The 13,753-nt window shown below is 44.0% G+C and carries 8 protein-coding genes; 4 read left to right on the top strand and 4 right to left on the bottom strand.

The features are described 5' to 3' along the window. Positions 1-176: 176 nt before the first annotated feature. Complete coding sequence (rsmG, locus tag I3255_RS05100) at positions 177-896, bottom strand: 16S rRNA (guanine(527)-N(7))-methyltransferase RsmG (protein ID WP_238037510.1); 720 nt, start codon at positions 894-896, stop codon at positions 177-179. 410 nt (positions 897-1,306) lie between these two features. Between rsmG and I3255_RS05095 the strand changes: the two genes are divergently transcribed. The 3 genes from I3255_RS05095 to I3255_RS05085 all read left to right on the top strand — a co-directional run bounded on the left by I3255_RS05095 (position 1,307) and on the right by I3255_RS05085 (position 6,050). Further along, a complete protein-coding gene (locus I3255_RS05095; RefSeq protein WP_238037508.1) occupies positions 1,307-4,042 on the top strand; it encodes an ATP-binding protein in 2,736 nt (911 codons plus the stop codon). 183 nt (positions 4,043-4,225) lie between these two features. Next, positions 4,226-5,353: a WYL domain-containing protein gene (locus tag I3255_RS05090; RefSeq protein WP_238037506.1), complete on the top strand. Its 1,128-nt coding sequence runs from the start codon at positions 4,226-4,228 to the stop codon at positions 5,351-5,353. A 49-nt stretch (positions 5,354-5,402) separates the two neighbouring features. After that, positions 5,403-6,050 carry a TerD family protein gene (locus I3255_RS05085; RefSeq protein WP_238037504.1) on the top strand — a complete coding sequence of 216 codons (648 nt, stop codon included), beginning with the start codon at positions 5,403-5,405 and terminating at the stop codon, positions 6,048-6,050. 133 nt (positions 6,051-6,183) lie between these two features. Here the strand turns inward: I3255_RS05085 and I3255_RS05080 are convergent, their stop codons facing one another. Next, entirely contained in the window at positions 6,184-7,167 is a 984-nt protein-coding gene (locus I3255_RS05080) for an ion transporter (RefSeq protein ID WP_238037503.1), read from the bottom strand. A gap of 792 nt (positions 7,168-7,959) precedes the next feature. Here I3255_RS05080 and I3255_RS05075 point away from each other — a divergent pair. Further along, a complete protein-coding gene (locus I3255_RS05075; protein WP_238037501.1) occupies positions 7,960-8,586 on the top strand; it encodes an OmpW family outer membrane protein in 627 nt (208 codons plus the stop codon). 163 nt (positions 8,587-8,749) lie between these two features. Here the strand turns inward: I3255_RS05075 and I3255_RS05070 are convergent, their stop codons facing one another. Continuing rightward, the gene (locus tag I3255_RS05070; RefSeq protein WP_238037493.1) at positions 8,750-10,453 is read right to left on the bottom strand and encodes a 2-oxo acid dehydrogenase subunit E2; all 1,704 of its coding nucleotides are present in this window, start codon (positions 10,451-10,453) and stop codon (positions 8,750-8,752) included. 25 nt (positions 10,454-10,478) lie between these two features. Next, complete coding sequence (gene aceE, locus I3255_RS05065; protein ID WP_238037491.1) at positions 10,479-13,292, bottom strand: pyruvate dehydrogenase (acetyl-transferring), homodimeric type; 2,814 nt, start codon at positions 13,290-13,292, stop codon at positions 10,479-10,481. Positions 13,293-13,753: the final 461 nt, after the last annotated feature.

Raw genomic sequence — 13,753 nt, 5'->3', positions numbered from 1 at the left:
GCTACTAACTCAGCACTTCATGAAAGGCAGCCATTTATAAAAAAATTCTTTTATAAAGTACCCAATTTTCGTTTGTATATTTTCAGTGCTTTTAAATACTATGCCATTTAGGTACAAACGTAAACTGCGTTTCACAAAAAACGACTGCTGTTTCATGACTGAGAAGTATCTACCATTCAGGCATTCTTAGCAGACATTTCAATCAAATGACGACTATCATGCAGACGCGGCACTGTCAGCTTAATCGTCTTAATGTGCCAATCACTATCGAGCGCTTGCAGTTCTTCATCGCTCGGTGCTTTGCCTTTCATAGCACACAAATAACCGCCATCTGTCAATCTCGGCTGTGCCACTTCAACAAAATCTATCAAACTGGCAAACGCTCTAGAAGTCACCACATCATAGCTGGCTTCGTGCGCTTCAATACGCGAAGCGATCGGTTGCATGTTACGTAAGCCAAGCTCACTGCTGATCTGCTTGATAAAGCGAATCTTTTTTTGATTACTATCAAGGGCTGTACACGGGCGCTCAGGCTGACAAATCGCAATAATCACTGCAGGCAACCCTGCACCTGTACCGATATCAAGCAGGGCTCCTGTCGGCAAATGCGTTATAATAGACAAGCAATCAATCACATGTTTGATCAGCGCTTCTTCTGGATCGGTGATAGCGGTCAGATTATACGCCTTATTCCACAACAAAAGCTGGTCTAAGTACAATAATAACGTGCGCTGCTGTTTCTCACTTAGTGATAGACTTAGCTCACTTACGGCTTGTGCTAAGATACTGGCCAGCTTTGGCAATTGTGAGCCAAGCTTCACAAAGCCAGTCGGATCAATATTGATATTACCCGTGCTAGTAGACGACGAAGAAGAGGTTTTAGCGGAAGCTGACATACAACGAGTTATCCAGTTTTGACATGTGAACCGCCTATTTTATCATGCAGTCTGCTCATTGAATAGTTGCAGATTGCGCCAATGTGGGACATCTTATACTATCTGCACCGTTCATGACGCGTTATTCTGCGTTAATAGCATAAAACGCCTTGCCTAGTTTCTTCATTTTTCGTTTATCATGATCAAAGATTTCTCTAAATATGATACAAAACTGCGCTTAATGACTTCGCTAAAATGCAACTATATCTTGTAAGATGTCACTATTAATTATAAAAAGTTCAATGCGCGCATGACCAGAATAAACATATTATCCCTCACACTCTTTCAATACCTTTAAAACGATCTCTGAAAAACCTATGACCGAACAATCCTATACTCCTATATCTCAAATATCAAAAGACACTAATAATATGGTACCACCTACCGCTGACTCACAAAACGATGAACCAGTAATATCTAACGCCCCAAATCCTATTTTTACTGAGGTTCAAAAAAGCTGCCGTATTTCGGCGGAGCAACTAAAACGTTATAGCGACCCTGATAAGTTGCCTACAGACACACGTACTGCGCCTGACTTAGATGTTGGTTTTGGTCAACAACGTGCGCTCAAAGCCTTACACACTGCGTTAGATATTAAAGCAAGTGGCTATCATGTGTTTGCTGCTGGCGAGAACGGCTTGGGTAAGCGTACTGTCATCAGTCGCCTGTTGGCCCGTATTGCCGCCGATGCACCAACGCCTGATGATTGGGTTTATGTGCACAATTTTACTGATCCACGTACGCCACTGGCTCTGCGTCTACCTGCGGGGCAAGCCGCTTTGCTACAACAGCAGGTCAATAACTTGTGGCAACAGGCCAAAAAGCGACTAAGCCAACGCTTTCGTAGTGACCAGTATCAAAGCAAAATCGAAGCAATCAAGAACAACACGCATCAAAAAGAGAGTCATGCTTACGACGCGCTAAACGCTGAAGGCAAACAGTATGATCTAGCCTTAACATTTCGCTCATTTGATAATAAGGCAGTTTTTGTCCATCCCAGTCAGCTGACGACAGACAGTAGCAGCGACCATGTAAAGGCTTCAGAATCATCTAGCAACAGTGAAAATTTATCATCAAGAAATGATAACCAAAAAGTCAACACACTGAACAATGATAAGACTAACCATGATGAAGAGCAAAACAACGCTCAAAATTCTGAGTATGGCAATAGTGAGTACGAGGCTGAGTTAAGTAACTTCGTACAGAAGAACCATATGCAAAAGCGCCTCAGTCAACTGACCATTGCGTTAGAGCAGTTAGAAGACGAAGCCAACGATGCGATAGAATCACTGCATCGCAGTATCGCGCGCCGTGCACTACAGCCTTTGTTTGCGCCTGTTTATGAGCAATTTGCCACGCACTCGCTTGTGGTTAATTACCTCAAAGCCGTATTTACCGATATGGTTACTCATGTAGAGCGTATCGTTAACGGCGATGATGAAGAATTTGTGACAGCTGTATTGACCACAACACCCAGCCGTTACGCGGTCAATGTCATTGTGAGCCATCTACCAGACAGTGGCGCGCCTGTTGTCTTTGAAGACTTGCCAACCCACCTTAATTTATTGGGTCATGTCGAGCAAATTACCCAATTAGGGACAGTAACGACTGATGTCAGTATGATTCGCGCAGGTGCCCTACACCGCGCCAATGGCGGCTACCTGCTGCTAGAAGCCAGCCATTTACTTGAGCATCCTTATGCATGGCAAGGTCTAAAGCGTGCGCTACAGTCACGTAAAATTAAGCTCTCAAGCCTTGAGCAAATGCTAACGCTAACAGGTAGCTTGTCTTTATCACCAGCGCCTATTGATCTTGATATCAAAGTGATCTTATTAGGTGAAGCAGACTTATATTATGAGCTGCTAGAGCTTGAGCCTGAGTTTGATGCGGTGTTCAAAGTTCGCGCAGACTTTCATGATGATGTGACGCGCACCAGCGAGCATGAATTGGCACTGGTAGCGAAAATGGCAGACATCATCGATTATGCTGATCTCTATCCATTCGATAGTAGCGCGCAAGCCACGTTACTTGAACATTTAAGCTTGCAAGCTGAAGAGCAGGACCGTTTAAGCCTACACAGTGATTTGTTGATCAAACTGTTGCACGAATCAAACCGGCACGCTCGTTTAAATGATGAGATGATGGTGACAGCAGATCATGTCATTCAGGCAATTGACGACATGGATGAGCGCTCAGGATATTTGCGCGATCTATACTGGGACGAGCTCAAAAACGGCCAGCAGCTGATTCAAACCCAAGGCAGTGCAGTTGGGCAAGTCAACGCCCTGACCGTCGTCAGCTATGCTGATAGTGAGTTTGGCATGCCAGCGCGCCTCACCGCGGTTATTCAGCCCAATATTGGCGCAGGTGAAATCCTTGATATCGAGCGTGATGTAGACTTGGGTGGTAGCTTGCACGCCAAGGGTATGTTAATCATGACCAGTTATTTGCGTGCGTTATTTAGCCAACACCATGCGCTAAACTTCAGCGCTTCGCTCGCGTTTGAACAAAGCTACGCCCATATCGATGGTGATAGTGCCACCGTTAGCGAAGGTTGTGCACTACTATCCGCCTTAGCAAATGTCCCCATTGATCAATCCTTTGCCATTACTGGTTCTATGAATCAGCTGGGCGAAGTGCAAGCAGTTGGTGGTATCAATGCCAAAATTGCTGGCTTTTTTGATGCGTGCCGCGAGCAAGAGTTGACGGGCGCTCAAGGCGTGGTCATTCCAATGGCCAATGTCAAACAACTCATGCTACGTGACGATATCATTGCTGCGGTAAAAGACGGCGACTTCCATATTTATGGCGTTTATACCTTGAGTGAAGCATTGACCTTGATGACAGGCCTACCCATCGATACCATGAATAAAAAAGGTCGCTACCGCAAGGACACCCTATTTGGCAAAGTCCTAAATCGTCTGATGCTCTGGGATGAAAACCAAGACGGCGATGATGAGGTAGATGATAAAAAGTCAAAAAAGAAAGAGAAGAAAAAACGCAAAGCTAAGCGCCAAAAAAAAGAGGACAAAATAAAAAAAGAAAAACGTAAAGGCGAAAATAACGATAGTGACGTCACTGATAACCGTGAGCAAAATGAAGCTTAAAGTGTTAATGACAACACACCAAAATGATAATTAGGAAGTGTCTAGACCATGTTTAGACAGCGCCTAAACGATGTCTAAATGTATACGAACGTCCCTAGACGCTTTGATACTTTTCTGAGATGATAAACAACCAGCCAAAATCTGTAGAACAATAACCTGTGACTTTATAAAGGGTATTTTTTAATGACTGTACATTCTACTAACGCCGAAAACATCCAAGCTCAGTCAGATTCTGATGAGCAAGCGATTGCAATAAAGGCGGCAGAAAATGATGTGTTAAAAGAGAGCCAAGATAATCGTCACGGGGCAGCGACAACGGCTCGTCAATGGCAAGTACTGTCACAGCTACAGCGCAATCGATGGGTAGGTACGACTCATATTTATGAACAGCTCATGATGGCCGGTTTTGACATCAGCCTGCGTACCGTGCAACGTGATTTAAACGCATTGGCCAAACGCTTTCCTATCGAAAAAAACAACGCCAATCCACAAGGTTGGCGCTGGAAAGAAGATGCGCCGCTGCAAAGCTTGCCGCATATGAATCTATCGCAAGCAGTTGCTTTTAACATGGTTGAGGCCAATCTCACTCAGCTATTGCCGCCTGTGATTTTAGATGAGCTATTCCCGTGGTTTGATCTAGCAAGACGACAGCTCAAAAACAGTAAAGTCACGCATTCATGGATAGACCGCGTGCGTATCGAACCTGCTACCCAGCCACTTATTGCCCCAGATATAGATTTAGATAGCAAAGACAACATTTACCATGCATTGTTTTATCAGCTACAAATCAATGCCTGCTACACTCGCAGCAATAAGTCAGAGGCCAGCGAATACACGCTAAATCCTATTGCCATTATCCAGCGTGGCGTGATTATTTACCTACTGGCGACTCGTACCGATGATCCAAAAGCCACCATCCGCACTTTTGCGCTGCATCGATTTGATAGAGTCGAGATTTTAGAGAGTGCAGCACAGACACCAGATAACTTTCAGCTCGATACTTATTTGGATGAAGGCAGCATGGGCTTTAGCCATCCGTTGTTTGGTGAACTGGCTGAGCGTGGTAAAAATACAGCTGTTGAGCTACAATTTACGCAACAAGCAGGCAGAAGCCTCACTGAGAGCAAGCTGAGTGATGATCAAATCGTTATATCAAACGACGACGACACCCTGACGATAAAAGCGACTGTTAATTTGACCTCACAGCTGGTTTGGTGGTTACGTGGTTTTGGCAGTGGACTGTTGGACGCCAAGCCTGCACTCCTTTATCAAGCGGTATTGGACCAACCTGCAATGACAAATAACGAATAACACTCGAATGACAATAATCGTTAACCACTAAAAATTAAAAAGGAATATTATGCCGACCACTGCCCCATCACCGCTGCTTTCCGACAGTTTAAGAGGACTGGGCTTGGATACGGGAACGTTATTTTTTGCACTCAACTATGAATTTACTAAGATCGAGCCGAAAGGGTTGTTGAAGCGTTTTAAAAAGGACAAAAGCGCGGTAGATATCGACTTGGCTTGCGTCTTGTACGATGACAATTGCATCATTAGTGATATCGTCTGGTTCAAACAATTACGTGACAAAGCTGAATCCGTCAAGCATCAAGGAGACAGTCTAAACGGTAAGGATCGCGGAGAGCAAGCCATGTATTTGGCTCCGCTTGATCAAGAACAAATTAGACTAGAGCTAGAGGAAATTCCCTTGCATATCACTCATATCGCTTTGATTGCCAACTCCTATCACGGGCACTCACTCTCTAGGGTCAAAAAAGGTGAGATTCATTTGAGTGATGATGAGGGTAACCGCTGTTTTGAAGTCAACCTAAAGCAGCTCCCACGTGATTGTAAGACGCTTTGGGTGGCTCATTTGCGCCGATCCGTTGATGACTGGCATTTAACCCTACAAAACTTACCATTGAGCGCTGAAGACTTATCTAACGCGGCGCAAGAAGTCGCACATGAGTTGGCACGGGCGCTACCGATTCCTCAAGGAATATAGCGTCAGTCGATCATAAAATCTAAAAAGGGTACTGCGTCTCAATCACACAGTACCCTTTTATTTTTCCCGCCAAACATATGTACTTCTAGAAATCTTAAGCATAAATTTCTATGATTGCCTGATAGATACTGAGCTATAAAACCTCACCGCAATGCGGGCAAAAATTCTTTTGACGCACTTCTACTTCTCTTTCTCGCCGCTCAAGTTCTTGTTCACGCAGTACTTGTAGTACGATATTTTGCGCTTGCTCTTTATCTAATCCTAGCTCTCGGCGAATCTTATCAATCATCATCTGATTTTGTACCAAATCAAAATCGCTATCGATCAACTGCTCACGAAAATGCTGCTCCAGCTCTTCACGGCGCTGAGCCAACTCATTTGCAAGACCCGTTGCCAAAATACCTGCAGGCAGTGCTGCTAGACCCACACCCAATATCGTAATAATAGCACCCAATATCTTGCCAGCATTAGTGATTGGTGTGACATCCCCATAACCCACGGTCGTGAGCGTTACCACAGCCCACCACATCGCCTTGGGTATTGACTCAAACTCTTCTGGCTGCGCATGGTTTTCAACCAAATAAATCCCACTCGAGGCGGTCACAATCATAATAATTAATATGAAAATAACCGCTTGAAACGAGCCGCGTTCTTTACTGATGACCACCAAAAGGATACGCATGGACGCAAAATAGCGGGTCAGTTTGAGAATACGGAATAAACGCAAAATACGTAAGAAACGCAGATCAATATTGACGAAGAAGTTTAAGAAGGCTGGAACAATGGCTACCAAATCAATGAGCGCGGAAGGACTTCTCACCCAATCCCAACGCTGTTTCCACGTTGTATTGTCCGGTTTGGCTTCAGCAACACTCCATAGTCGCAGCAAATATTCAATAGAAAAGATCACAATAGAGAAGTTTTCGAACCAAGTAAAATAATCTTGATAAGGGTAATACCAGCTATCAACTGACTCGGCAATCACAGCTGCCACATTAGTCATAATCAGGAATATGAGAAAATAATCAATATAGCGGCTAAACAAAGTGTCATGTTCATCATTTTGCAAAGTATCATAAACAAAATGACGCAGGCGCCTTATAGATTTGAGTAGCATGCCATCCCTATTCGGTGAAATACCGGTGTTATATAGATAAAATAAAGTCACTATCGTAAGATATGACTTGAAAGCTCTAGTACAAGACAGCTCATCTTAATCAGGATTAAGATAGAAATAGAAGTAGTTCAAAATTGCCAATACAAACACTGGCTCGTTGAGCACCAACCACAATCAACCCTCATGTGATATGCAAATAGTGAACATAGACTGCTATTAATAGCACCAATACGATTACTAAAACAGAAAACCGTAAAAATTGCTCATCAGCAAGCAATTGCTGGGTTATATCCTGTGCAGGCACCAAAAACAAATGACATTCAGGGCAACAAGAATCTACCTGATTCAGTATCTTTGCAGAACGCGCATTCTCACAGCGTAGTGGAGAGTTGCTACAATAACCGAGCATAATATATTACGCCTCTTGTCATATCATGAATATTAATTCAGTAAGCCATCACCATTTACTTCCAATTCTACCGTTTAGACATTAACAATCATTAATATAATTCTTAGCTATCTATTTTCAGAGTATCACAACACGCTTATACCCTACCTCACAATAATCATTTTTTTAAATAATCAAAATAATTATACAGTTATCGCGGTTACTATAAATAATTAAATAAAACTTAGTAAAGTATAATTAAAACCTTACAGTAATTGTGGTTTTATACTATAATAGAGTCATAATGTTACCGCTTTATCATCCATTATAACATTATGTATCAGTGTGCAATGTCATCCCTCATTCAACACTGATAGCCTTTTAATATATTAAGGAACCAAATCATGAAACTACAATCCCTAGTTTTAGCCGCTGCCACTGCCTTTACTATGACCACTGCTTTCGCTGTACCTGCTGGCACTTGGTCTATTGCGGCTGGTGCACATTATGTTGACCCTAAAAGTGATAATGGCACTCTAGATAATGGTTTGTCTGTTGATGTTGACGGCGATATACAACCAACTATCAGTGGTGAGTATTTCATCGCCAACAATATCGGTGTTGAGCTACTCGCAGCACTTCCATTTCATCATGATTTTGATCTAAACAGTGCTGATGGCACACAAGTTTTAACAGGTAAAACCCAACATTTACCACCGACTCTTTCTGTGCAATATCACTTTGACTCTGACAACATGCCAATGAATATCAAACCATTCGTTGGTGTTGGCGTGAACTATACGACCTTTTTTAAAGAAAGAATCTCTACCGGTGGTGATTTAGATCTTGATGATAGCGTTGGTGTGGCTGGTCATGTCGGTTTGGACATTCCTTTCGCTCCAACTGAAGCTTTCCGTATCGATGCGCGTTATATGGACATCAAAACAGATGCTACTTTAGATGGCAGTGACATCGGTGAAATCGATATCAGCCCTTGGGTATATGGCGTTGCATTTGTTAAACAGTTTTAATCACAAACCGTATTAACCTCGATTATTTAAGTATGAAAAGCCAGCGCTGATGCTGGCTTTTTTATGGCTAACATTTACTTATTTCAAATACAGTACTGCTCAAAAAAAAGACCACTCTTAGGCAGTCTTTTTTTTGATTTTAGCTTTTAGAGTAGCGTATCAGCTATAGCAAAATACGGCGTGGATCAGCGAGCAAGGTCGCTACATAACGCGTAAATACCGCTGCATCCGCACCGTTGATGACGCGGTGGTCATAAGACAATGACAATGGCAGCATCAAGCGCGGCTCAAAAGTCTGCTTAGCCGCGTTCCAAACAGGCTGCATAGTCGCTTCTGAGGCGCCCAAGATACCCACTTGTGGCCAGTTAACCAGTGGCGTGAATGCTGTACCACCCAAGATACCTTGGCTTGAGATGGTAAAGCTGGCACCTTGCATGTCTTTAGTAGTGAGCTTTTTATCGCGTGCTTTGCCTGCCAACTCACCAATTTCGATGGCGATCTGCTTGATGCCTTTGTCCTGTGCATTTTTAATCACAGGAACCACTAGGCCGTCATCAGTCGCAACCGCAATACCCATGTTAACACTCTTACGCAAAATCACTTGCGTATTGTCATCACTCAAATGACTGTTAAAGCGTGGGTGCTGGGTCAAAGCGTAAGCAGTTGCTTTAACAATAAAAGCCAAAATAGTCAGGCCAATACCTTGCGCCTTCATGTCACCTTTTAGCTCACCGCGTAGTTTTTCAGTTTCGGTGATATCAGACAAATCAAACTGTGTCACTTGCGGTAGATACGTATTGTAGTTCAACTGCGGGATTGACACTTTTTGCAAGCGGCTTAAATCTTGGGTTTCTGTTTCGCCCCAGATCTCAACGTTGCTCATATCAGGCAGCTTTGGCAGACCTGAGCTAACAGCGCCCTGAGCAGCTGGCGCTGCTTGTTGGGTGGTCAAACGGTTTTTAACATGCGCAAACAGATCTTCTTTTAGAATGCGATCGTTTAGCGCTGAACCATTTACCTGTGTGATATCCACGCCAAGCTGACGAGCCAGTTTACGTACAGCAGGACCTGCATATACATCAACCAACTTTTCATTCACTTCCGCTTCGCTCAATTTTTTGCCCGCAGGCGCAGCAGTTGAGGTCGGCGCAGGTGCTTGCTTTGGCTCGCCTGTTGGGCCTGGCTGTGACTTGCTTTCAGCTTTCGGTGCAGGCTTAGGTTTGTCCGCTTTATCTTCAGTTTTAGCAGTATCCGCTTTTGGTTTTGCCTTAGGAGTACCTGCTGCTTTAATAACGATAAAGTCTTGACCGTTGGCAACAGTATCACCAGCATTAACCAAGATTTTTTCGACCACACCTGCTTCTGGTGCAGGCACTTCGACTGAGGCTTTGTCTGACTCAATCAGTAAGATAGACTCATCTGCACTGACCGTGTCGCCTACACTCACCATAATCTCAGCCACTTGCGCTTCATCAACGCCTATGTCTGGCAGTGCATGGGTAGTCGATGCGCCTTCGCCAGCATCATCAGTCGCTTGTTCTGCATCTGCGTCATCTTCAACAGGTACGTCTTCATTATTATCGTCTGTTTGTTCTGCCTCAGTAACTTCTTCGGCAGTGTCGTCATTATCATCGCTTGCGTCAGCACTCTCTACTTCGATCAATACCATGCCTTCGCTGACTTGATCGCCAATGGCAATATTGATTTTGGTGACTTTACCAGCAGCAGAGCTTGGTACTTCAACTGAAGCTTTGTCAGACTCTAGCAGAACGATGTTGTCATCTTTTGCGATGACATCACCCACTGCTACCATAATTTCGCTGACTTCAGCACTATCGACACCCAAATCGGGGGCTTTAATGTCCATGTTTTATCTCCTAGTCTTATGATTATTATTCTTTGACATCACCGTCATTGAGCAAGGTCGCATCTGCTTGATCTTCGGCGCGGCCTTCATCGCTGATTTCTTCATCGTCTTCAGCAACGAACTCAGGCACAGGACTTGGGTTAACTTTGCCTGGCGCAGGTGCATCTGGAGAATGATCATAATAAGACTGTTGGTGCCATGCAGGTGGCTGATCCGCATCGATGCCTAAGCTTGAAATCGCATCTTTCACCAAACGCATTTCCACTTCGCCCTCATCCGCTAAGCGCTTAAGCGTAGCAACAACGATGTGAGCCGCATCAACGTTGAAGAAGCTGCGTAAGTTTTCACGAGTATCAGAGCGGCCATAGCCATCTGTACCAAGCGTGGTATAAGGGCGGTTGTCTGGTAACCAAGCACGGATCTGTTCTGAGTAGTTACGCATGTAGTCGGTTGCTGCAACTACGATACCTTCGTGCGGTGCTAATTGCTCAGTAACCCATGGCACTTTTTCTTCATCCATTGGATGTAGACGGTTGTAGTCGTCACAAACCATACCATCACGAGTCAACTCGTTGAAGCTGGTGACACTCCAAACGTTTGATGTGATATTGAACTCATCTTTTAGAATCTGAGCCGCTTTTTGTACTTCACGTAAGATCACGCCTGAACCCAATAGCTGTACCTGAGTTGAGCCGTTGTCTTCAAGTAAATACATACCGCGCTTGATACCTTCCTCAGCGCCTTCTGGCATGGCAGGCTGGTCGTAGTTTTCGTTCATTAGCGTTAGGTAATAATAAACGCGCTCGCCTTCTCCATACATACGGCGTAGGCCATCATGTACGACAACCGCCAGCTCATAACCATAGCAAGGATCATAGGTCACGCAGTTTGGTACCACGTTAAATAAAATCTGTGAATGACCATCTTGATGCTGCAAGCCTTCACCATTCAAAGTCGTACGACCCGCGGTAGCCCCTAATAAGAAGCCTTGTGCCTGACAGTCACCTGCTGCCCAAGCCAAATCACCGATGCGCTGGAAGCCAAACATCGAGTAATAGATGTACATCGGAATCATTGGCAACGCGTTCACAGAGTAACTGGTTGCTAAGGCAATCCAAGTACTCATCGCACCCGCTTCGTTGATACCTTCTTCTAGCATATGACCATCGATGGCTTCTTTGTAGCCCATCAATGCTTCGCTATCTTCTGGCGTATATTTCTGTCCAACTGCAGAATAAATACCCAATTGACGGAACATACCTTCCAAACCAAAGGTACGCGCTTCGTCTGGTACGATTGGTACCACGCGATCTTGGATGTCTTTGTTTTTCAGCATCGCTGATAACAAACGCACGAATACCATCGTCGTTGATTGTTCTTTACCGTTACTGCCTTTTAAGACGCGATCAAATATCGACAGCTCAGGAATGTTCAGCGGAATATGGCCACTGCGGCGGTTTGGCAGATGACCACCCAGTGCTTCACGGCGACCTTTTAGATACTTCATCTCTGCCGACCCTTCTTCAGGACGGTAGAATGGTAGGGTCTCTAATTGCTCATCGGTAAATGGCAAATCAAAACGATCACGGAAATAAACGAGCGCCTCTTGATCAAGTTTCTTGATTTGATGCGATTTATTGACCGCTTGTGTTGTGCTAGACAAACCATAGCCTTTGACAGTTTTGACCAGTACGACCGTTGGCTGACCTTTGGTTTTCATCGCTTCGCTAAACGCAGCATACACTTTTTGTGGATCATGACCACCACGGTTTAGGCGTGCAATGTCTTCATCAGTCAATGCATCTGCCATTTCTTTTAATTCAGGATATTTACCAAAGAATTCTTTGCGAGTAAACTCAGGCGTACGCGCTTCATATAGCTGGTACTCACCATCGACCACTTCTTCCATACGATGTTTGAGCACGCCAGTATCATCATTGGCAAGCAGGCTATCCCATTTACCACCCCAAATGACTTTAATCACACGCCAGCCAGCACCGCGGAATACCGACTCCAGCTCTTGAATAATTTTACCATTACCACGTACTGGGCCATCAAGACGCTGCAAGTTACAGTTGACCACCCAAATGAGGTTATCCAACTTTTCACGGCCCGCAAGAGAGATTGCACCCAGGCTTTCTGGCTCATCCGTCTCACCGTCACCTAAGAACGCCCAAATTTTACGACCTTCTTTCTCTAACAGTTTGCGGTTTTCCATATAACGATGCACGTGAGCATGGTAGATCGACATGATCGGACCTAGACCCATCGATACCGTTGGGAACTGCCAATAATCAGGCATCAAATATGGATGTGGATAGCTTGATAAGCCTTTACCACCCACTTCACGGCGGAAATTATCGAGCTGATCTTCAGTTAGACGACCTTCTAAATAAGAACGTGCATAGATACCTGGTGCTGAGTGACCTTGATAATAAATCATGTCACCACCGAAGTGATCACTTGCCGCACGGAAAAAATGGTTGAATCCTGTTTCATAAAGCGTGGCACTAGAGGCGAATGACGCTAAATGACCACCCAAATCATCATCGTTTTTGTTGGCACGCATGACCATTGCCAAAGCGTTATAACGAATCAACGCACGAATCTTACGCTCCATACCAAGATCGCCTGGATACATTGGTTCGTCTTCAACAGCGATACTATTAATATACGCGGTATCCAATCTATTAAATGGTAACCCTTCTTGAACAGCCATATTGTACAAGGCTTTTAGAAGAAACTGAGCGCGATCCTTATCTGCATGTTTGAGAACAGACTCAAAGGCTTGTAGCCACTCTTTGGTCTCGGTGCTATCAGCATCCTTGTAATAATTCATTGTTGTCGATCCTTTTATATCAGTCATACCTACCTATCTAGACGGTAGGGCTTTGTTAAATACTGGTGTGAAGTGAGATATCGGTTTACTTATGACTTCCTTGCTATGTCCAAGCATTCCCTTTCATACGGTGAGGTACAGCTAGATTATACAAAATAGTGCCACTGAGAATTGACGTATGCGTCAAATGGACGAAACTACAAAACAGATCATACTGTTGTCCCTGTATATTCAGTCATGAATGATTTTGACACTCTATTATAAGCGTTTGCGAGGCAATTGTTTATGGCTGTAGAGAAATGGATAAATAACAAGTATTTTTTAAATAAATAATGATTAGTTTTTTTAAAAATGACTATTGATCACTTGCTAAACTGCATCTATTCAACCTTGCTGAATATATAAAAATTAATATCGTCTCTGTAGTGACAGTTTGTGTTTCTAATTAGATATTATTTGAG

The organism is Psychrobacter sp. Ps6 (assembly GCF_022129235.1).
Lineage (GTDB): Bacteria > Pseudomonadota > Gammaproteobacteria > Pseudomonadales > Moraxellaceae > Psychrobacter.
This window is presented reverse-complemented; position numbering and strand designations above follow the sequence as displayed.